Consider the following 21,262-nt stretch of genomic DNA (forward strand, 5'->3'; position numbering starts at 1 on the left):
CCGTACATACGGCAGACAAGAGGGAGCAACCGGGGCAAACAGGGAGATGCAACGTGTACGCACCGACACCTCGTCAGGCGCCGCGTCGTCACGCACCGGCCCGCGCGGCCCTCTTCACGGTCCTCGGACTCCTCGCCGCGGCCTGCGGCGCCTCCGGAGACGAAGGGCAGACCAAGGGCCCCGCCGCCGAGAGCCAGGACGTGCACCTCCAGCCCGTCGCCTCGGCCGGCCCCGACCCCTTCACCACCTCCTCCGCCACCGGCGAGTCGGCTCCCGTCCAGCCCCCGCTCCCCAACCCGACCGGCCAGGGCATCCGCACCGTCAACGCGGCCACCCCCGGCCTGTACGGCGGAACCCAGCGGCTCGGCAGCTGCGACGTCGAAGCACAGGTCCAGTCGCTCACCGCCGACGACGCCAAGGCCCGGGCCTTCGCCGCCGCCTCCCAGGTGGAGCAGGAGAAGATCCCCGAGTTCCTGCGCGGCCTCACCCCGGTCGTGCTGCGCGCCGACACCCGGGTCACCAACCACGGCTTCGCCGACGGCGACCCGACCGCCTTCCAGTCCGTCCTCCAGGCCGGCACCGCCGTGCTCGTGGACAACCACGGAATGCCCCGGGTCCGCTGCGCCTGCGGAAACCCGCTGCAAGCGCCGCGTGCCGCCAAGGGCGCCCCGGTGCTCAAGGGCGAGCCCTGGACGGGCTACCAGCCCAACCAGGTCGTCGTCATCGAGCCGACCGCGCAGGTGATCAACAACCTGGTGATCGTCAACATCACCGACAACACCTGGATCGAGCGCAGGACGGGCGACGACGGAGCCCAGGACCACGCCCCGCAGAACCCGCCCCCGTACGACCCGGCCGAAGGGATCCCCGCCGGTCCCGCGACCCCGCCCGGCACCTCCCCGGCCGACCCCTGCCCGACCCCGGACAGCAACAGCCTCGCCCGTACCGCCCCGCCCACGTCCGCCCCGCCCACGTCCGGGGCACCGACGCCGAGCCCGAGCGCGAGCCCCGGCGGGCCGCCCGCCGACTGCCCGCCGGGCTCCCCGCAGACCGCGCCGGACACCCCGCAGCCCCCCACCGGGCCGCAGACCGCTCCGCCCCCCGCCTCCGACCTCCCCTCCAACGTCCCCACGGACATCCCGTCCGACCTGCCCGGCCAGCTGCCGAGCGACCCCGGGACCCTGGTGGGCCCGGACGGAGCATCGCCGCGGCCGAGCGACCCGTACGCGCCCTACGACCCGTACGCGGACCCGTACGCCGATCCGTATGCCGTACCGGACCAGCAGCAGCCCACGCCGGCGAGCGAAGCACCGTATCTGGAGAGCGCCTGACCGGCCCGTGTGTCATGGTGGACCGGTGCCGACCGCCGTATCGCTGCCGGACGACTGGCCCGCACATCCGGACCGGTCGCTCGCACTGAATCGCATGGGCAGTTTCGACTGGGACCTGGTCACCGGTCTCATGCACATGGACTCCGCCGCCCTCGACGTCTTCGACACCACCCCCGAGGAGTACGACGGCCGGCCCGAGTCCCTCGGGCCGCGCGTCCCGGCCGCCGAGGCCACCCGGCTCGACGCCCTCGTCTCCTCCGCCCTCAAGAGCGGGGTCGACAGCTACGGCGCCTACTTCCGCATCCGCTGCCACGACGGCCGACTGCGCTGGACGCACACCCAGGGCCGGGTCATGCGCGGCCCCGAGGGCCGCCCCTACCGGATCATCGGCATCGTCCGCGACGCCACCGAGGAGCTCAGCCACTCGGCCGAACGCCTCGGACTCGACGAGGAACGCCGCCGCCAGACCTCGGTGGTCGAGAGCACCACCGCCGCGCTCGCGCACGCCCGTACCGTCCAGGACGTCATCGACGCCCTCGGCGACGCCCACGGCCTGGAGCGGCTCGGCTCGATGGGCATGGTGATGGGCCTGGTCGAAGCGGGCCGGATCCACCTCGTCGCCGAGGGCCCGGAGGGCAGCTTCGTCCCCGGCACCCGGTACACCCGCATCGACGAGCAGTACCCGATGAGCGAGGTCGTCCGCTCGCTCCAGCCGCGGTTCCTCGACTCCGCGGCCGAGTTCGCCGCCGGGTATCCCGGGCTCTGGGCGAAGATCTCGTCCATGGACATCTCGGCGGCCGCGTACCTGCCGCTGATCGCCCAGGCCCGCCCGATCGGCGCGATCGGGCTGCTCTACCGGGACAAGGACGGCTTCACCCAGGACGAGCGCAACCTCCTCGTCGCACTCGGCAGCAGCATCGCGCAGAGCCTCCAGAGGGCGATGCTGCTGGAGCAGGAGCACGATCTCGCCGAGGGCCTCCAGCAGGCGATGCTGCCGCGCAGGATCCCGTCCGTGCCCGGCGCCGAGATCGCCGTACGGTACCGCTCGGCCCGGATGGGCCAGGACATCGGCGGCGACTGGTACGACGTCATCCCGCTGCCCGGGGGCCGGGTCGGCGCCGTCATCGGCGACGTCCAGGGCCACGACACCCACGCGGCGGCGGTCATGGGACAGCTGCGCATCGTGCTGCGCGCCTACGCGGCCGAAGGGCACTCGCCGGCCACCGTCATGGCACGGGCCTCGGTCTTCCTGCACGAGCTGGACACCGACCGCTTCGCCACCTGTACCTACGTCGAGGCCGACCTCACGACCGGGGTGCTGCAAATGGTCCGGGCCGGCCACCTCGACCCCCTGCTGCGCACCCGCGACGGGGACTGCAGGCGGCTCACGCTGGAGGGCGGGATGCCACTCGGCCTGTCCGCCGAGTTCGGGCGGCTCGAATACCCCGTGACGACGGTGGAGATGGAGCCGGGCGAAACGCTCCTGCTGTGCACGGACGGCCTCGTGGAACAGCCCGGCGCCGACCTGGACGACGGCATCGAACTCCTCAGCTCCCTGATCCGCACCGGACCGGCGGACCTCGCACGGCTGGCGGACCGGCTGTGCGAGGTGGTCGACGACCGCGGCGGCGACGACGACATGGCGCTGCTGCTCCTGCGCCGCGAGGTCGAGGACGTCCCCCAGGGCGGCGGCCGCCTCCAGCAGCACGTCGCCCCCGGCGACCCCGAAGCCCTCGTGTCGGCCCGCCACATGATCGGCGCGGCGGTCCGGGCCTGGGGTGCGCGGGACCGGGCCGACGAGATCGAACTCGTCGCCGACGAGCTCATCGTCAACGCCCTCATGCACACCGACGGCCCCGCCATCGTGACGTTGCGGGTGCTGACCGGCCCCGAACGCAGACTCCGGGTCGAGGTCGAGGACCGGTCCTCCGCCCTGCCCAGACGGCGCGAGGCGGGCGACTCCGGGGTCTCGGGCCGCGGGCTGATGCTGGTCGACCGGCTGGCGGACGTCTGGGGCGTGGAGTCGCGGGGGAGCGGCAAGTGCGTGTGGTGCGAGTTCGTGATGACCTGACCCCTGCGGGGGGTTGGGCGCGCGGGGCGAAAGTCCGTTGCGACCGGCGCGGGCCGTCGCGGATGATCGACGGCGATGACCCAAGCGACGGATGACCTCCGCACCCTGTTGAAGTCCGGCGATCTGCCCGGAGCCGTACGATCGCTGCGCCCGCACGCCGAGACCCTCCCGCTCGCCGAACTGGCCCAGGCCGTACGGGCCCTGGCCGAGGCCGCCGGATTCAAGGACCTCGCCAAGGCGGCCAAGACAGCCGCCAAGAAGCCCGGCGAACCCCAGGCCCTCTACGACCTCGGCTACGGCTGCGTCGAGCACGGCATCGCCTTCCTCGCCGTCGCCCCGCTGCGCGCCGCGCTCGCCCGGGTCCCCGACTCGCGCACCCTGCTCGCCGAGCTCGTCTCGGCCCTGGAGGACGAGGAGCGGCACGCCGAGGCCGCCGCGCTGCTTGCCGCCCGGGGCGAGCAATTGGCCGCCTGGCCCGAGACCTACCTCCTGGTGCACCACACCCTCCTCGCCGGGGACCTCGCCGCCGCCCGCGCCGCCGCGGACCGGCTCCCCGACCCCGAGGACGAGACCTGGCAGGGGGCCCGTGCCCGTCAGCGCCGGATGCTCGCCCGCGCCGAACTCGCCGCCACCTCCGGGCCGTTGGACTACACCGACCTGCGCGGCTGGCAGTTCGCCCTCACCGGGACCCTGCTCGGCACCCTCTCCCCGTACGGCTACGACGCCGGCATGACCGGCCGCTACGCCTTCCTCGGCGACACCTACGACACCTGCCGCCACGGCCTCGCCCGCCTCGCCCTCGCCCTGGAGGCCACCGGGCGGCGACCCGGCACGGTCTCGCTGCTGCCCGGCCGCTCCGACCGGATCCTCGGACTGGCCGCCGCGACCGTACTGGGGCTGCTCGCGGTCCCGTACGAGCCCACCCGGCCCGACACCCTCGTCGTCGCCTACAGCCTCGACGAGGCGGACCCCCGCCTGCACGAGCGGGCCGACGGCCAGATCCTCTACGAGCACGCCACCCGGTGGACGAGCCCGCCGCCGGTCAGTGCGGACTTCAGCGCGCTGCAGGCACAGTTCGTCACCGAGCCGTGGCAGGACGACACCCGGCCCGAGGAGGAGATCGCCCGCGACGTCGCCGCCGCCGACCCCGCCCCGGACACCGGCGACGGAGCCACCCCGCCCGATACCGACGAGGCCTTCCGGGCCCGTGCCGCGGCCCTCGGGCCCGGCTGGCTCACCGGCCCCCGGGACCGGATCCGCTCCGCCGGACCCGTCCACAGCTCGCGCTTCGCCTGAGGGCGCGGCAGGCTGGGGGCATGCCCGAACTGCCCGAGGTCGAGGCCCTGAGGGAGTTCCTCGACGAACACCTCGCCGGGCGGGTGGTCGAGCGCGTCCTCCCGCTCGCCGTGAGCGTGCTCAAGACCTACGACCCGCCGCTGAGCGCCCTCGAAGGACAGGCCGCCGGAGCCACCGCACGCCACGGCAAGTTCCTGGCGCTGCGGATCGGCGATCTGCACCTCGTCACCCACCTCGCCCGGGCCGGCTGGCTGCGCTGGCTCGACCAGGTCCCGGAGCGGCCGCCGGGCCCCGGGAAGGGGCCGCTCGCGCTGCGCCTCGTACTGGAGGGCGGCGGCGGCTTCGACCTCACCGAGGCGGGCACCCAGAAGCGGCTCGCCGTGTACGTGGTCCGCGACCCCCAGGAGGTCCCCGGGATCGCCCGGCTGGGCCCCGACCCGCTGGCCGCGGACTTCGACCGGGAGGCGTTCGGCGCGCTGCTCGCCGGTGAACGGCGCCAGATCAAGGGCGTGTTGCGCGACCAGAGCGTCATCGCGGGGATCGGGAACGCGTACAGCGACGAGATCCTCCACCATGCGAAGGTGTCCCCCTTCAAGCTGGCCGCCGCCTTCGACGAGGTACAGGTGGACCACCTGTACGAGGCCGTCCAGGAGACCCTGCGCTCGGCCGTCGAGCGGGCCCACGGCGTGGCCGCCGGGCGGCTCAAGGCGGAGAAGAAGAGCGGACTGCGGGTGCACGGCCGGGCGGGGGAGCCGTGCCCGGTGTGCGGGGACACCGTCAGGTCGGTGTCCTTCGCGGACTCCTCGCTCCAGTACTGCCCCACCTGCCAGACCGGCGGCAAGCCGCTCGCGGACCGCAGGCTGTCGAAGCTCCTCAAGTAGGACCCGCGCCCGCGCAGGCCGGCCCGTCGGCCGGGGGGCGCCCGTAGACTCCGGCCATGGCCGAGCCGCAGCAGCCGCAGCCACCCCGGCGGGAAGTGGTCACCGGGGTCCCGCGGGGTACCCGCCGCCCGCACGCGCACACACCGGCCCGCTCGGAGATCTCCGAGCAGACCACCCTGGGCGCCACCTACGTACGGGCCCTCATGCGCAGCCAGCTCCGGGCCGGACTCGGCGCGCTGGCCGTGCTCGTGTGCCTGGTGGGTACGTTGCCGCTGCTGTTCCTGCTCCCGAGCGTCGCGTCGGGTCCGCTGGTCTGGATCGCGCTCGGGGTGCTGGTGTACCCGCTGCTGTGGTTCATCGCCCGCACCTACGTGATCCGGGCCGAGCGCAACGAGGCCGATTTCACCGGGCTGGTCACCGATCCGGCCGAGGCTCCGGGGCAGCGCGGCCCCGACTGACCGCTCAGAAGACTGGCCGCTCAGAGACTGGCCGCTGAGAGGCCGGCCGCTCAGAAGAGGTGCATCGCCAAATGCCCGAGTGGCAGTCCCAGTTGCCAGGCCGGGGTCCAGACCCTGGCGTTCTCGTCCAGCCCCGGCGGGGTGTCGGCGTGGCCGTGGCGGCCCGGGTCGAGGTTGGTGGCGAACAGCTCCGTGTGGTCCAGCCAGCGCCAGGCCGACCGGGCCAGTTCCAGGTCCGGGTCCTCCTCCGGCTCCTCGCCGGGGCCGGCGCCGGAGCCGCGTTCGCGGGCTTCCTCGCCCAGCGCCAGGAACCGGGTGTGGACCCAGTCGCGCCACGGGTGCCCGTACGCCGTCAGCGACATCCACTCGTCGAGCTGGGAGACGACCCGGATCCCGGAGAGTTCGCCGGCCGCGTCCGAGAGGTAGATGGTCAGTGCGAGCGTGTCGCGCCCGGCGCGGAACTCCAGGGTGCTGACCGGGATCAGCCGGCCCGTGCGCAGCAGTTCGTCGGCGATGTACTCCGCGTAGAGCCACGCCATGGGCACCGCTAGCCCGCCGTCACTGGTGCCGTTCATACCCTCGGGCTGCACCGTTCCACCTTCTCCCGCACGCGTCGAGCAATCCCGTCGTCAGTCCAGAGCCTTCCTTGCGCGGCTCGCGGACCGGGGGATGTTTACTCAACTTGAACGGTCTGGTGCCGATTTCGATGCGGTTGATGTCCGGTCCGTGCGCGTTCGGGCCATTCTTTGACGCGTTTCCGGGATGCCGGTATATAGGCCCTCAAGCGCCGAGCCCGTACCCGTATCCCTGGAGGCCCTTGCGCAGGGCGCGCAGGGCGTAGTACGTGCGGGACTTGACCGTACCCGCCGGAATGCCCAGCTCCGCCGCGGCCTCGGCCACCGAGCGGTCCCGGAAGTAGACCTGCATCAGCACCTCCCGGTGCTCCGGTCCCAGGGAGCCGACGGCCCGCCGGACGTCGATGGCCGTCACCGAGCCCGCCACCGCGTCCCCCGGCGCCACCGCGTGCTCCAGCCCCTCCGGGTCCACCTCCAGCGGCCGCGACAGCCGGGCCCGCCGGGCGTCGATGGCGAGCCGCCGGGCCACCGTGAACAGCCAGGGCCGCAGGGACTCGTGCCCGCTGGCCAGGACCTCCGGATGCTGCCAGAGCCGTAGGAGCGTCTCCTGTACGAGGTCCTCCGCGCGTTGCGCGTCCCCGGCGGTGAGGCCCAGCAGGAATCCGAACAGGGCTCGCCCGTGTTCGCGCTGGAGTTCGGCCAACGCCTCGGGTTCGGTGCGCAGCAGGGTGGGGGCAAGGGGCACGGGAGGCTCCTTCCGGGGTGCGTCCGGGGTCGTGGGGTGGTTGCGTCCGGGCTCGACGGATCCACCCTGACCTGCACGGAGCCGCCCGGGAACGGTCCGGCGCGGGCGGTGCGCCCAAGCACCCCGGTGACCCGGCGGGCGGCAGCGCGGGGCGGTGAACGGTCGAACGGCGCGCCGAACGGCCATTGGAGTGAGCGCGCGGCCGGTGGCCGGAGCCGCTCCTTGACTTGATGTCGACTCCTCTATGAATTGATTGATGATCAGGTAGTCATATTTATTTAAGGAGAGCCGGGACAGATGACCGCGCGCACCCGCCACGCCCTCGCACTCCTCGCCCTCGTCGTCCTGTCGGCCGTGGCCGGCTGCTCCACGGGCGGGGACCGGGCCCCGGCCCGCCTCGGCGGCTCCCCGGCACAGGCCCCGTCCGGCGCCCCTGGAGCCACCACGGCCCCCGCGGCGAAGGGCTTCACCCTCGTCGCGAGCGGCGACGTGCTGCCCCACGAATCCGTCATCCGGCGGGCGGCCTCCGACGCGGACGGCGACGGATACGACTTCCGTCCGATGTTCTCCGCGGTCAAACCGGTGGTCTCCGCCGCCGACCTGGCCATCTGCCACATGGAGACCGTCTACGGCGAGGAAGGCGGGCCGTTCAGCGGCTATCCCGCCTTCCAGTCGCCGCCCGAGGTGGCCGACGGCCTCAAGGACGCCGGGTACGACGGCTGCTCCACCGCCTCGAACCACACCCTCGACGGCGGCGCCGCAGGCCTGGGGCGAACGCTCGACAAGTTCGACAAGGCCGGCCTGAAGCACGCGGGTTCGGCCCGGACGGCCGCCGAGGCGGGCACCGTGACCATGTACACGGCCGGCTCCGCGAAGGTCGCGCACCTCGCGTACACGTACGACACCAACGGCTACCCGATGCCCGACGGCCAGCCCTGGGCCGTCAACCTGATGGAGGAGGAGAAGATCGTCGCGGACGCGCGGGCCGCCCGCAAGGCGGGCGCGGACGTGGTCCTCGTCAGCCTCCACTGGGGCACGGAATGGGAGACCGAGCCGGACGAGAAGCAGCTCTCGCTGGGCAAGGCGCTCACGGCCTCGCAGACCGGCGGACGCCCCGACGTGGACCTGATCCTGGGCACGCACGCCCACATCCCGCAGGCGTACGAGAAGGTCAACGGGACCTGGATCGTCTACGGCATGGGCGACCAGGTCGCCGGGGAGATGTTCAACCACACCGGCGCCCGGGACCTGCGCGGCAACTACGGGTCGATCGGCCGCTTCACCTTCGCCCCGCCCGCCGCCCCCGGGCAGCGCTGGCAGGTCACCAAGGCCGAGTTCGTCCCGCAGATGATGGACCTCGGGGCGGGCCGGGTGGTCAACCTCCCCGCCGCCCTCGCCGAGCACCCCGGCCGCGAGGACTACGAGACCGCCCGCGACGCCATCACCGAGGCCGTGCTCGGCCGCGGCGCGGCCAAGGACGGCCTGACGGCGGCGAAGTAGGCGCGGCGCCGACGGCCGCCTGATGAGGGCACGGCGGTCGCCGGGTTACGGGACCACGGTCACCGGCCAGCGGCCCGCCTTCACCAGGCGGACCGCCACCGAGCCGACGATCCGGTGCCCGGCCCGCTCCGAGGCGCCCACCACCACGGCGTCCGCCGTCAGGTCCTCCGCCGCGCTCACCAGGCCCGCGTACGGGTCGCCGCGGAAGGTGTGGAACTGCCAGCGGATGTCGTAGATCCCCTTCAGGCGCTCCGCGTAGTCCCGGATCTCGGCCATCAGCCCCTCCGCGATCTCCGCGGTGGCGTCGCCCACCGGCGCGCCCAGCGAGGCCCCGGCCGCCATCACCGGCTGTACGTACACCAGCGCCAGCAGCGCGTTCTGCCGCCGGGCCAGCCCCGCCGCGTACGCCGCCGCGCGCAGCGAGGACTCCGATCCGTCCACCCCGGCGAGAATCACCTTGGGGCCGTCGGTGCCGCGCTCGAATCCCGTGTTCACGTGCTCCGTCACCCGTCCGAGGTTAACCGGTTCGGCGCGCGGAGATCCGTAGCCCTCCCTACAGTGCGAACCATGAGTGCCACCGTGGAGGAGACGCGCGGGACCCGGAACCGCTTCCTGAACCGGGTGCCCGACGCCTTCGGCGCGTTCTTCGGAACGCTCGGTCTGGTCTGCGCCCTGCTGGCGCTCTCCCCGACGCTGAGGCGGCTGCTGCGGCACGTCGTGCGCTTCCTCGACGACATCGTGGTGCCCGTCAGCGCCAACCTCGCCTACGCCGTCTTCCTCTTCCTGCTCGCCGCGGCACTGGGCATGCGCAAGAAGATCGCCTGGTGGATCGTCGTCACCTATTTGGCCCTGCTGCTCCTGACCGACGTACTGATCATCGCCGACGAGGACTACTGGGTCGGCTTCTCCTCCATGGCCATCTCGGTCGCGGCCCTCGTGATCCTGATCGCCGCCCGCAAGGAGTTCTACGCCGCCTCCCGTCCGGGCGCCCTCTGGCGGGCCATGCTCGTGCTCGGCCTCGGACTGCTCGCCGCGGTCTTCCTCGGCTGGGGCCTGGTCGCGCTGTTCCCCGGGACGCTGCCCAAGGGGCAGTGGCTCGACTGGGCCGCCAAGCAGGTCTTCGGCGGGCTCTTCTCGGCCCGCCAGTTCGACGGCCACCCGGCCAGGATCCTGTACTTCCTGCTCGGCCTCTTCGGAGCCGTCGCCCTGCTGAACGCCGCCTCCACCCTCTTCCGCTCCCAACGGCTTACCGCCGCCCTGCACGGGGACGAGGAGCCCCGCATCAGGGCCCTGCTCGGCGCCTACGGACGCAACGACTCGCTCGGCTACTTCGCCACCCGCCGCGACAAGGCCGTGGTGTTCGCCCCCAACGGCAAGGCCGCCGTCACCTACCGCGTGGAGGCCGGAGTCTGCCTCGGCAGCGGCGACCCCGTGGGCGACCCGGCCGCCTGGACCCCCGCCATCGACGCCTGGCTGGCCGTCGCCCGCCGCTACGGCTGGCAGCCCGCCGTCATGGGCGCCTCCGAGGAGGGCGCGACCGCGTACGCCCGCTCCGGACTCGGCGCGCTCCAGCTCGGCGACGAGGCGATCCTGCACATCGCCCACTTCGACCTCGACGGCCGCGACATGCGCGTCACCCGCCAGGCCGTGAACCGGGTCAAGCGCACCGGAGCCACCACCGTCATCCGCCGCCACTCCGCCCTCTCCGAGGACGAGATGCAGATGATCGTGGACCGGGCCGACAAATGGCGGGACACCGAGACCGAACGCGGCTTCTCCATGGCCCTGGACCGGCTCGGCGACTCCGCCGACGGGGACTGCCTGCTCGTGGAGGCCTTCGACGACAAGGGCGAGCTGATCGCCCTGCTGTCCTTCGTGCCCTGGGGCAAGGACGGCATCTCCCTGGACCTGATGCGCCGCGACCGCGCGGCCCCCAACGGGGTCATGGAGTTCATGGTCGCCGAGCTCTGCGCCGCCGCCCCCGGCCTGGGCGTGCGCCGGATCTCCCTCAACTTCGCCGTCTTCCGCTCCGCCTTCGAGGAGGGCGGCCGGATCGGCGCCGGCCCCGTCCTCAAGCTGTGGCGCAAGCTGCTGCTGTTCTTCTCCAAGTGGTGGCAGCTGGAGGCGCTGTACCGCTCGAACGTCAAGTACGGCCCCGAGTGGTACCCGCGGTTCCTCTGCTACCAGGACGCCGGCTCGCTCGCCCGGGTCAGCCTCGCCTCCGGTATCGCCGAGGGGTTCGTGTCCGTGCCGAGCATGCGCACCCTGTGGGGCAACGGCCACCCGCGCGGACTCACCGCCCCCGCCACCACGGCGGGCCTGCCGCCCATCGACTCCCTCGGGCTGGAACTCGTAGGACAGGACGGGGACGCGGTCCCGGCCGAGCGGATGCCCGAACAGGTCCGGGTCCGGCACGACAAGCTGGCGCGGATCCGGGCGTCCGGCACCGACCCGTACCCCGTCGGCATCCGCCAGCGCACCCACACGGTCGCCGAGATGAAGGCCGCGCACCCCGGCTACCCGCCCGGCACCCGCACCGGCTCCCCGGTCACGCTCGCCGGCCGCGTGATGGTCGTGCGCGACCTCGGCGGCGTGGTCTTCGCCGTCCTGCGGGACTGGTCCGGCGACGTCCAGCTGATGTTCACCCGCGACGAGGCGGGCGCCGAGGTGCTCGACACCTTCACCACCCAGGTCGACTTCGGCGACCACGTGGTCGCGAGCGGAGAGGTCGGCGCCAGCAGGAGCGGCGAACTCTCCGTCGTGGTCGACTCCTGGCAGCTCACCGGCAAGTGCCTGCGCCCGCTGCCCGACAAGCGCAAGGGCCTGGCCGACCCCGAGGCCCGGGTCCGGCGCCGCTACCTCGACCTGGTCGCCAGCCCCGAGGCGCGCGACGTCGTACGGGCCCGGTCCGCCGCGGTCCAGGGCCTGCGCCAGGGGCTGCTGGACCGGGGCTACCTGGAGGTCGAGACCCCGATGCTCCAGCAGATCCACGGCGGCGCCAACGCCAGGCCGTTCCGCACCCACATCAACGCCTACGACCTCGACCTGTACCTGCGCATCGCGCCCGAGCTGTACCTGAAGCGATTGTGCGTCGGCGGTATGGAGAAGGTCTTCGAGATGGGCCGCACCTTCCGCAACGAGGGCGTCTCCTACAAGCACAACCCCGAGTTCACGATGCTGGAGGCCTACCAGGCCTTCGCGGACTACGACGTGATGCTCGACCTGACGCGCGAACTCATCCAGAGCGCCGCCACCGCCGCCTTCGGCTCGCCCATCGCTCACAAGGCCGGCCCCGACGGCAAGCTCGTCGTCCACGACATCTCCGGGCCGTGGCCGGTCAAGACGATGTACGGGGCGATCAGCGAGGCGCTCGGCGAGGAGGTCGACGCCGATACGGCAGAGGCCGTCCTGCGCAGGCACTGCGACCGGGCCGGCGTCCCGCACACGCCCGAGAACACGCGCGGTGACGTGGTGCTGGAGATGTACGAGCGGCTGGTGGAGGAGAGGACCAAGCTGCCCACCTTCTACAAGGACTTCCCGACCGACGTCTCCCCGCTCACCCGCCAGCACCGCAAGGACCCGCGGCTCGCCGAGCGCTGGGACCTGGTGGCCTTCGGAACCGAACTGGGCACCGCCTACTCGGAGCTGACCGACCCCGTCGAGCAGCGGCGCCGGCTCACCGCGCAATCACTGCTCGCGGCGGGCGGCGACCCGGAGGCGATGGAGATCGACAACGACTTCCTGGACGCGCTGGAGTACGCGATGCCGCCGACCGGCGGGCTGGGCATCGGCGTGGACCGGCTGGTCATGTTCCTCACGGGTCTGACGATCCGCGAGACGCTGCCGTTCCCGCTGGTGCGGCGCGGCTGACCGACGGGACTGTGCGCTGAGCGGGTGAGCGCTGCCCGGCCCGATCGCGCCTCTCGACATCTGCGGCGATGTCGTTGATACGTAGTAGTAATGAAAAATGACGAGCCGACAGTAGGGCGACGCGTGCTCCTGCGCTCCGCCGTCTTCCTCGGAGTCGCCGCCGCGGCCGGACTGCTCACCGGTGGCGAGACCGGCCTGCCCGGCTCCGGAGGGGCCGCCGGCCGCGGAGCCCCCGGGGTCACGGGGGCCGGGGGGCCCGGGGCCCTCGGCGAAGCCGGGTTCGGGCCGGGACCCGGAGGAGCCGCCGGGCCGGGGCCGCTGGCCGGAGCCCCAGGGGTGGCCGCGCGGCCGCAGAGCCCGCGCGGGGCCTCGTACCGGCTCCAGCCGATGACCTCCGAAGGCACTCCGGAGCGGCCGCCCGCGGCGAAGCCCGCCGTGCGGACCCGGCCCATCCTGGAACTCCCGGACGAGGCGCGCACGGGCGGCGCCATGACGCTCACCTTCGACGACGGGCCCGACCCGCGCTACACCCCGGGCATCCTCGACACCCTGGCGCGCTACGGCGTACGGGCCATGTTCTTCGTCTGCGGGGAGATGGCGACCGACAACCGGGACCTGCTGCGCCGGATGGTCGCCGAGGGCCACGTCATCGGCAACCACACCTGGACGCACCCGCTCATCCCCAAGCTCAGCCGGCCCGCCCTCGCGGATGAGATCGGCCGCACGAGCGAGGTCGTGCAGCAGGCGGTGGGCGAGGCGCCGATGTGGTTCCGGGCGCCCTACGGGGCCTGGAACCGGGCCGCCTTCGAGATCGGCGCGGAACTCGGCATGGAGCCGCTCGCCTGGACCGTGGACACCCTGGACTGGAAGGAGCCGGGCACCACCACGATCGTCTCGCGGGTCCTCAAGGGGGCCGCGCCCGGGGTGATCGTGCTGAACCACGACGCGGGCGGCAACCGTTCGCAGAGCGTCCAGGCGCTGGCGACCTACCTGCCGCAACTGCTCGGGCGGGGCTACCGGATGACGCTGCCGACGTGGCCGCCGCGCTGAGGATTCGTTCCTGCGGCGCGGCGGCGGCCTTCGACGGCGGTGCCCGGCGGCGGTATTCGACGGCGGTCGGGGCAGCGGGGTCCGCTCGTCCGGGCGGTCAGCGGGCCTCCACCATCCGTGCGAAGACCACGACGTTGCCGTCGTACCCCTTCGCCTTCGAGTAGCCGCCGCCGCAGGTGATCACCCGGAGCTCGGCGTGTCCGGTGTCCCCGTACACCCGGGCTCCGGGGAAGGTGTCCTTGGAGAACACCTCCACGCCGTACACCTCGAACACCGCCGTGCGCCCGTCGTAGCGCGCCACCTCGATCTGGCTGCCCTTGCGGACCGAACCCAGGCCGTAGAAGACGGCCGGGCCCTGTGCGTTGTCCACGTGGCCCACGATCACCGCCGACCCCTGCTGGCCCGGGGAGATGCCGTTGAGGTACCAGCCGGCCAGGTTCTTGTCCTGCGGGGGCGGCGCGTCGATCCAGCCCTGGGCGTCCAGCCCGACCGTCATCACCGGTGCGTCCACGCCGATCGTCGGGATCCGGATGCGCTGGACCGACGAGTGTTCCAGCACCTCCGTGTCCGGCGAAGGCGTGGGCGCCTGAGCGGCCGACTGGTCGTTCTGCGCCCCGACAGCGGCCCCGGACGTGGCCGAGACGGCCGCCGCGGCGGCCGGCTGCGGAGGTCCGGCTCCGACATCGGCCCCGTTACGCATCATGGCGAGGCCGGTGAGCATGACCAGCGCGATCGCGCCCCACGGGGAGCGTCTTCTCGGCGGCCTCTCACTCTCGTCCTCGGTCATGGCTCTCCCTTCCCGACGCGGGGGTCCCGACCCGCGTTCTTGTCCCACCCCTTTACGCCCTACTTCACGCACGCTAAGGCGGTTCGCGCGAGGCGGCGATCGGGGAAGGGCGAACGGGTGGTGGGGCCGGAAGGGGTGCGCCCATCCAGGTAATCGTCACATAAATGCCTGACGGGTCGTGACCTGCGGATCCGTCAGCAAACGCGTCCGCTCCTCGGCGTGTCGCTCAACCTTGCGGCCCAAAGCCGGAAATGCGCTGGTTGCGGACCGCCCCGAGGGTTCGTGATGGGAGGCGTTCTCGTCGATCTTCCCGGGCCACCGCTCGGGGGCGCTTCCCGCTGGAGGTTCCACCATGCGTGCTTTCCGCGCCCTTACCGTGACCGCGGCCGCCTGCGCCGCGATCGGGCTCAGTATTCCGTTCGCCTCCGCGAACCCCGCGGGCGGTCCGCCGGGGCCGGGCGGAAGCGGCGGGCCCAGCAACGTCACGGTCAACCCGTACTCCGTGCACCAGGGCTCCGTGATGCAGGTCAGCGCGGCCGGCTGCGGTCACGGGGGCGTCGTCTTCTCCCAGGGCCAGTTTCCGCAGACGAACCTGTCGGCCGGCTCCGTCGGGTTCGCCACCGTCCGGATCTTCAACCACGCCTCGCCCGGCCACCACACGCTGTCGGTCAAGTGCCACGACAACAGCCTGGTCGCCACCCACCGCTTCACCATCCTGGAGGGCAACGGCGCCCAGGGCGGCATCGGCGGCTCCTTCGGCCCGTCCGCCACCGAGACCGCCATCGGCGCGGGCCTCGTCGGCTCCGCGGCCCTCGGTGCCGGTGCTCACGTGATGCGCCGTCGCCGCCCGATCCGTGGCCGGGTCTGACCGGCCGACCTCCCCGGTCAGCCCGGACAACCGCCGGTCGCCCCGAGTCCTGGCCAGGACTCGGGGCGACCGGCGGTTGGGGCGGGTTTGCGGCGGACGGGCTTCAGTGGACCCGCCGGATGTCACGGCGGCGCAGGGCGTAGCCGAGACCGACCAGGCCGCCGAGCAGCAGCCCCCCGCCGGCGGCGAGTTCCAGGGGGTTCATCCGGGCCACGCTGCCGCCGAGGCCGCCCCGGACGCCCTGGGCGGCGGGGCGCGAAGCGCCCGTACCCGTGCCGGCGCTCGCAGCGGGACGCGTGCCGGTGCCCGGGCGGGTTCCGGTGGTGGAGCTGGTGGTGGGTTTCGCGCCGCCACCGGAGATCGTGAGGTCGGCCGAGCCGGTCTCGCCGTTGCACGTGAAGGAGACGGAGTACTGGGCTCCGCGCCGGGCGTCCCGGTCGACGGTGACGCGTACGGTCTTGCCCCGCTCGATGCTCACGGTGTCGAAGATCCCGGAGGAGGCGGTGGCGTAGGCGGCGTTGCAGCCGGTCACGGACAGCACCACCTGGCCGCCGGGGGCGACCGTCGAGGGGGTGATGGCGAAGCCGAACGAGGTGATGGGCGCGGCTTCGGACCCGGCCCCGGCCGCGCTCGCGGTGGGGGCGAGGGCCCCGCCGAGTATCAGGGCGGCGCCCGCGGCGGCGGCGCCCAACAGGGATGAGGGGGAGGTGCGTATCGCGCCCATGGTTGATTCTCCGGATCCCCGAGGAGCAGCCGCGGAACGGTTTCCGCACGTGGGGGGTCGTGCGCCTCGATGTCCGCCACGCTAGGTCCGGGCGCGGTGACCCGCGATCAGGAACGGGCGAATGGGGCATGGGGGTAGGCCGAACCGGGGACGGGAGGCCCGCCCCCGGTTTGCCGGGCGCTCACACCGTGGTGTGCCGGTGGGGTCTCAGTCGCGCAGGTTCAGATGCGGGAACTGGGCGAAGAAGGGCTCGGCGGTGGCGGCGACGCCCCGGCCGAACGGGGCGTCGAAGTCCCAGATGAGGAAGAGTAAGAAGGCGATCAGCGCGCTGAACAGCCCCGCGAGCAGGAGCTCCCGGAACGAGCGCCTGATCTGCAGGGTGAAGATCAGCCCCACCGTCACCAGGGCTCCGACGATCAGCCCGAACCACACCACCCCCGGCATGGTGGCCCCCGCGCTCTGGCCGCGCGCGTTGCGCGCGTCGTCGACCACGGCGACCTGGTCCACGAGCGGCTGGTAGGCCTGGCCCTCGTGGTCGGTCTGCGGTTCGTAGTCCGTCACATCACGGCGGATACGTTCCAGAAGCTGCCCGCTCTGATCGGTGAGAGCGCCGTTCTCGGCCATCTCCTTCCATTCGGTGTCCACGACGTAGGTCACGTACGCGTCCACATCGGCACGGATCTTCTTGCGCACGTCGGGCGGGTAGACCTCGGAGCGGACGCTGATCTCGTGCAGGGCCTGCGATTCCTGGCGCACGTACTCCTGGGCGGCTCCCCGGCCCTCCCAGACGCCGGCGATCGCCAGGCCCAGCACGATCGCGTAGATCACCCCGATCATCATCGTCATGTACTCGATGACGTCCGGGGTCTCGCTGGGGTCGTCGTCGTCGCCGATGCGGCGCTGGTTGAAGAAGGCGATGGACAGGACCACGGCACAGGCGGCCGCCATCGCGATGGACAGGACGAGCCATTCCGACAAGATGACTCCAAATTGCGGTCGGGCGGTGAAACCTCGTGGCTAGCGCGGGCGCAGCGCGATGATCGCGAGCACCGCGGGGGCCGCGGTCATCAAGGTGAAGGTCACCGGCGAGATGTGGTGTTCGATCGGCTTGCGGGCCGCCGCGTGGTAATCGGGGCGCGCGACCGCCTTCTTGGGCGCGGCCGCCTGTATTACCACGGGAGGCGGTGGCGGGGTCGGCTTCGCGGGCCTGGGCTCGGGCGCCTTCCTCGCGGGCGGTGGGGCCGGGGGCTTCGGTGCGGGCGCCGGGGGTGGCGGCGGTGGGGGAGGCGGCGGGGTCGGCGCCGGCTTGGGTGGGGGTGCGGGTGGCGGCGGGGTCGGTTTCGGGGTCGGGGTCGGGGTGGGGGTGGGGGTGGGGGTGGGTTTCGGGGTGGGCTTCGGCGGGCACGGCGGTGGCGGAGGGGGCGGCGGGCAGGGCGGGTCGTGGTGATGGCCCCCGCCGTGGTGGCCGCCCGGGTCGTGCTCGTTGCCGTGGTCCTTGCCGTGGCTGTTGCCGTGGTCCTTGCCGTGGCCGGAATCGGCGCGATTTCCGTGATCTCCGCCACCTTGGTCGCCCCCGGCCGCGCCGTGGGCGGCGGACGCGACCAGGCTGAAGGCGCTCGCCCCGTCACCGGCGTCGTACGTCGCGTAGGCACTGCTATCGGCCATGGCCGGTGTGGTCGACAGTGCGGCCCACAGCAGGACCGGGACCGCCAGCAGGCGCCTGGAAGAGGCTCTTTTCACCCGGGGAGCATGGGGTCGCGCGCGCCCGCGCACGCGACGGTTGGCTTTGGTTCCCCTGAACGGGTGGTCCGTTGGCTATGGAGGTTTAAGCCAGCTTCGGAGTGTGTCCGCTCCGTCACCGACCTTTTCTCAAAAGGTATTTGTCGGTTTCGATCAATGGGTGGGCGTCGGCCCGTGCGCGTCTTTGTCGTGTGACGAAGAACGGATCGCCAATTTCCGCTTTCGCTCGCTCCGTTGGGCAATGATCAGTACATTCGGCTCGGACAGGAGTCCGACCCCTCCGGACCTCCGCAGGACTACGGCTTGGAGACCCCGATGGAGCGCCCCGCCTGGGCCCCGCCAGGCATCGACATATCGGTGCCCAGCGTGTCCCGTATCTACGATTACTACCTGGGCGGTTCCCACAATTTCGAGGTCGACAGGCAGGCCGCCCGCCGCGCCATGGAATTCCTGCCGGGCCTGCCCAAGATCATGCAGGCGAACCGGGCATTCATGCGCCGGGCCGTCCGGTACGCCGTGGCCCAGGGCGTCACCCAGTTCCTCGACATCGGCTCCGGCATCCCCACCTTCGGCAATGTCCACGAGATCGCCCAGGCCGCCAGCCCCGAGGCGCGCGTGGTCTACGTCGACCACGACCCGGTGGCCGTCGCCCACAGCCAGGCCGTCCTCGCCGGCACCGAGCGGACCGGGGTCGTCGCCGCCGACCTGCGCAAGCCCCAGGAGATCCTGACCGCCCCCGAGGTCGGCCGGGTGCTCGACCTGAGCCGCCCGGTGGCCCTGATGCTGGTCGCCGTCCTGCACTTCCTGGAGGACTCGGACGAGCCCTACGCCGCAGTCGCCGAGCTGCGCGACGCACTGGCCCCCGGGAGCCTCCTGATCCTCACGCACGCCTCGTACGAGGGGATCCCGCTCCCGGAGGAGGTCGCCGGCGGGGCCGTGGGCGTCTACCGCGACATCCGCAACCCCCTGGTCATGCGGGGCCGCGAACAGGTCGAGCGCTTCTTCGACGGCTTCGAACCCGTGGAACCCGGTCTGGTGGCCATGCCCAACTGGCGTCCCGACGCGCCCGACGCCCCCGAGGGGCTGGAGGGGCTGGAGGGCGGGGCCGCGGACGAGGACCCGTTCGCCTTCTCGGGCTTCGCAGGTGTGGGACGCAAGGCGTGAGACTGCCGGCACAGACGGCGGGTGGCGCGAGCGCGCCGCAGGGCGGACTGGAGGACCGGATCGGCCGGTTCGCCACCATCTGGGGGCGGGCGATCTTCCCCGTCACGGCGACCTCGCTCACCCGCACCGAGTTCGAGCAGCACCTCCTGCCGCTCACCCGCACGCTCGTCGAGGCCCTGCACGCCCGGCCCTTCGACGCCTCCTCGGGCCAGCGGGTCGGGACGGAGCTCGTCGCCGTCCACTGCACCGACCCGGAGGCGCTGGCCGGCACCCTCGGCGTGGTCGAGTCGTACCTGGTGCTGTACTGCGGGCCGGACGGTCCGGGTGCGGAGGGCGTCGAGGAGTACCGCTCCCGGTGCGCCCGCCTCCAGCACGCCATCGCGGCCGGATTCGCCCGGGCGCTGCGCGAGCGCACCCTCAAGGAGCAGGAGGCCATCGCCCGTTCCGCGCTCACCGCGCGCATCGACGCCCAGCAGGCGCTGCACGCGAGCGAAGCCCGCTTCCGGGCGGTCTTCGAGGGCGCGGCCATCGGGATCGGCATCGCGGACCTCGAGGGCAACGTCCTGGAGGTCAACGACGCGCTGCTGCAGATGTTCGGCGGCATGGACGGGCACGTCCGGGGCCGCAACGTCAGCGAGTGGAGCCACCCCGAGGACACCCCGCACGTCTGGCGGATGTACGGGGAACTCGTGCGCGGCGAGCGCGAGAGCTACCGCGTGGAGAAGCCGTACTACCGGCACGACGGGACGGTCCTGTGGACCAACCTGACGGTCTCGCTGCTGCGCGATGCCGAGGGCGTGCCGCAGTACCAGCTGGCCCTGATGGAGGACACCACCGAACGCCGGCTGCTGAACCTGCGGCTGCGCTACGAGGCCACCCACGACGCCCTGACCGGCCTGCCCAACCGGACGCTGTTCTTCGAACGCCTGGAGAAGGCCCTGAGCGGGTCCGGCGGCGCCCGCTTCGGCCTGTGCTACCTCGATCTCGACGGCTTCAAAGCGGTCAACGACAGCCTCGGCCACTCGGCCGGCGACCGGCTGCTGGTGGAGGTCGCCGACCGGCTGCAGAGTTGCGCCACCGGGCCCGGTGAAGTGGTCGCACGCCTCGGCGGCGACGAGTTCGTCGCGCTGACCACCGGCCCCGACACCGAGGAGAAGGCCACCGAACTCGCGGTCAACATCCTCTCCGCCCTCTCGGTCCCGATCCGGCTGGAGGGCCGGGAGCTGACCGTCCGGGGCAGCATCGGCATCGTCGAGGGCCCGGCGCGCGAGCGCACCCCGGCGGAGGTGCTGCGCAGCGCCGACATCACCATGTACCGGGCCAAGGCGGCCGGCGGCAACCGCTTCGAGTTCGCCGACGCCGCGGCCGACGCGCGGGCCATCACCCGCCACGGCCTGACCAACGCCCTGCCGGCGGCGCTGGAGCGCGGCGAGTTCTTCATCGAGTACCAGCCGCTGGTGCACATGCACGACGGCAGCGTGCACGGTGCGGAGGCGCTGGTCCGCTGGTCCCACCCGCAGCACGGGGTGCTGGGCCCGGACCGCTTCATACCGCTCGCCGAACGGACCGGGCTGATCGTGCCGCTCGGCCGCTGGGTCCTGGAGGAATCGGTCCGCCAGGCCCGCAACTGGCAGCACCAGCAGGGTGGTGCCACCCTGCGGATCAACGTCAACCTGTCCCCGACCCAGCTGCACCACCCCGGCCTGGTCGCCGACACGGTCCGGGTCCTGGAGTCCTCGGGCCTGGCTCCGGGCACGCTGTGCCTGGAGGTCACCGAGTCGGCCCTGATCGGTGCCGACGACGAACTCCTCGAACCGCTGCGCCGCCTCGCCGCCCTGGGCGTGGACATCGCCCTCGACGACTTCGGCACGGGCTACTCGAACCTGGCGAACCTCCGCCGCCTGCCCGTCAGCGTCCTGAAACTGGACCGGTCCTTCACCAAGGGGATGCAGCAGCACCCGGCCAACCCGGTCGACGTCAAGATCGTGGAGGGCATCGTCGCCCTGGCCCACAGCCTCGAACTCGCCGTCACCGTCGAAGGCGTGGAAACCGGAGCTCAGGCCGCCCAGCTCCGCGCCCTGGGCTGCGACACGGCTCAGGGGTGGTACTACGCCCGCCCCGGCGCACCGGACCGCATCCACACCCTGTCGCTCTCCGACGCCGTCCCGAGCGCCTTCTGACTCACCTCCTGGCTCACCTTCC

Annotated in this window: 18 protein-coding genes; 11 read left to right on the forward strand and 7 right to left on the reverse strand. The window is 72.6% G+C overall.

From position 1 onward, the window contains the following. Positions 1–53: 53 nt before the first annotated feature. From OG490_RS31825 to OG490_RS31845, 5 genes are all read left to right on the forward strand, one after another. Positions 54–1,331: a DUF6777 domain-containing protein gene (locus OG490_RS31825; RefSeq protein WP_330299717.1), complete on the forward strand. Its 1,278-nt coding sequence runs from the start codon at positions 54–56 to the stop codon at positions 1,329–1,331. Between the two features lie 7 nt (positions 1,332–1,338). Next, on the forward strand, positions 1,339–3,402 hold the full coding sequence (locus tag OG490_RS31830; protein WP_330299718.1) for a SpoIIE family protein phosphatase: 2,064 nt from the start codon (positions 1,339–1,341) through the stop codon (positions 3,400–3,402). Positions 3,403–3,477: 75 nt separating this feature from the next. Continuing rightward, positions 3,478–4,698 carry a hypothetical protein gene (locus OG490_RS31835; RefSeq protein ID WP_330299719.1) on the forward strand — a complete coding sequence of 407 codons (1,221 nt, stop codon included), beginning with the start codon at positions 3,478–3,480 and terminating at the stop codon, positions 4,696–4,698. Positions 4,699–4,718: 20 nt separating this feature from the next. Further along, entirely contained in the window at positions 4,719–5,579 is an 861-nt protein-coding gene (locus OG490_RS31840) for an Fpg/Nei family DNA glycosylase (RefSeq protein ID WP_330299720.1), read from the forward strand. A 56-nt stretch (positions 5,580–5,635) separates the two neighbouring features. Further along, positions 5,636–6,037 carry a hypothetical protein gene (locus OG490_RS31845; protein WP_330299721.1) on the forward strand — a complete coding sequence of 134 codons (402 nt, stop codon included), beginning with the start codon at positions 5,636–5,638 and terminating at the stop codon, positions 6,035–6,037. A 50-nt stretch (positions 6,038–6,087) separates the two neighbouring features. Here OG490_RS31845 and OG490_RS31850 read toward each other — a convergent pair whose 3' ends face one another. Both OG490_RS31850 and OG490_RS31855 read right to left on the reverse strand, forming a co-directional pair. Then, entirely contained in the window at positions 6,088–6,612 is a 525-nt protein-coding gene (locus tag OG490_RS31850; RefSeq protein ID WP_330299722.1) for a hypothetical protein, read from the reverse strand. Between the two features lie 205 nt (positions 6,613–6,817). Beyond that, positions 6,818–7,357: a sigma-70 family RNA polymerase sigma factor gene (locus tag OG490_RS31855; RefSeq protein WP_330299723.1), complete on the reverse strand. Its 540-nt coding sequence runs from the start codon at positions 7,355–7,357 to the stop codon at positions 6,818–6,820. Positions 7,358–7,654: 297 nt separating this feature from the next. Between OG490_RS31855 and OG490_RS31860 the strand changes: the two genes are divergently transcribed. Further along, positions 7,655–8,857 carry a CapA family protein gene (locus OG490_RS31860; protein ID WP_330299724.1) on the forward strand — a complete coding sequence of 401 codons (1,203 nt, stop codon included), beginning with the start codon at positions 7,655–7,657 and terminating at the stop codon, positions 8,855–8,857. Between the two features lie 45 nt (positions 8,858–8,902). On the opposite strand, the gene OG490_RS31865 is transcribed toward OG490_RS31860, so the two are convergent. After that, entirely contained in the window at positions 8,903–9,364 is a 462-nt protein-coding gene (locus OG490_RS31865) for a universal stress protein (RefSeq protein ID WP_330299725.1), read from the reverse strand. 60 nt (positions 9,365–9,424) lie between these two features. Here OG490_RS31865 and lysX point away from each other — a divergent pair, with 60 nt between their 5' ends. Together lysX and OG490_RS31875 are read left to right on the forward strand one after the other, a co-directional pair. Then, a complete protein-coding gene (gene lysX, locus OG490_RS31870; RefSeq protein WP_330299726.1) occupies positions 9,425–12,727 on the forward strand; it encodes a bifunctional lysylphosphatidylglycerol synthetase/lysine--tRNA ligase LysX in 3,303 nt (1,100 codons plus the stop codon). Between the two features lie 90 nt (positions 12,728–12,817). Beyond that, complete coding sequence (locus OG490_RS31875; RefSeq protein ID WP_330299727.1) at positions 12,818–13,777, forward strand: polysaccharide deacetylase family protein; 960 nt, start codon at positions 12,818–12,820, stop codon at positions 13,775–13,777. 97 nt (positions 13,778–13,874) lie between these two features. Here OG490_RS31875 and OG490_RS31880 read toward each other — a convergent pair whose 3' ends face one another. Further along, the gene (locus OG490_RS31880; protein ID WP_330299728.1) at positions 13,875–14,564 is read right to left on the reverse strand and encodes a class F sortase; all 690 of its coding nucleotides are present in this window, start codon (positions 14,562–14,564) and stop codon (positions 13,875–13,877) included. Between the two features lie 352 nt (positions 14,565–14,916). Here OG490_RS31880 and OG490_RS31885 point away from each other — a divergent pair, with 352 nt between their 5' ends. Next, positions 14,917–15,432: a hypothetical protein gene (locus tag OG490_RS31885; protein ID WP_330299729.1), complete on the forward strand. Its 516-nt coding sequence runs from the start codon at positions 14,917–14,919 to the stop codon at positions 15,430–15,432. Between the two features lie 103 nt (positions 15,433–15,535). Here the strand turns inward: OG490_RS31885 and OG490_RS31890 are convergent, their stop codons facing one another. From OG490_RS31890 to OG490_RS31900, 3 genes are all read right to left on the reverse strand, one after another. Next, positions 15,536–16,156 (reverse strand): hypothetical protein, encoded by a 621-nt coding sequence (locus OG490_RS31890; RefSeq protein ID WP_330299730.1) that lies wholly within the window; start codon positions 16,154–16,156, stop codon positions 15,536–15,538. Between the two features lie 207 nt (positions 16,157–16,363). After that, on the reverse strand, positions 16,364–17,134 hold the full coding sequence (locus tag OG490_RS31895; protein ID WP_330299731.1) for a bestrophin-like domain: 771 nt from the start codon (positions 17,132–17,134) through the stop codon (positions 16,364–16,366). A gap of 39 nt (positions 17,135–17,173) precedes the next feature. Beyond that, positions 17,174–17,896: a hypothetical protein gene (locus OG490_RS31900; RefSeq protein ID WP_330299732.1), complete on the reverse strand. Its 723-nt coding sequence runs from the start codon at positions 17,894–17,896 to the stop codon at positions 17,174–17,176. 315 nt (positions 17,897–18,211) lie between these two features. Here OG490_RS31900 and OG490_RS31905 point away from each other — a divergent pair, with 315 nt between their 5' ends. Both OG490_RS31905 and OG490_RS31910 read left to right on the forward strand, forming a co-directional pair. Beyond that, complete coding sequence (locus OG490_RS31905; RefSeq protein WP_330299733.1) at positions 18,212–19,060, forward strand: SAM-dependent methyltransferase; 849 nt, start codon at positions 18,212–18,214, stop codon at positions 19,058–19,060. Further along, a complete protein-coding gene (locus tag OG490_RS31910; protein ID WP_330299734.1) occupies positions 19,057–21,240 on the forward strand; it encodes a putative bifunctional diguanylate cyclase/phosphodiesterase in 2,184 nt (727 codons plus the stop codon). Before OG490_RS31905 ends, OG490_RS31910 begins: the two co-directional genes overlap by 4 nt. The last annotated feature ends 22 nt before the right edge of the window (positions 21,241–21,262 follow it).

This window comes from Streptomyces sp. NBC_00503 (genome assembly GCF_036346895.1).
Classification (GTDB): domain Bacteria; phylum Actinomycetota; class Actinomycetes; order Streptomycetales; family Streptomycetaceae; genus Streptomyces.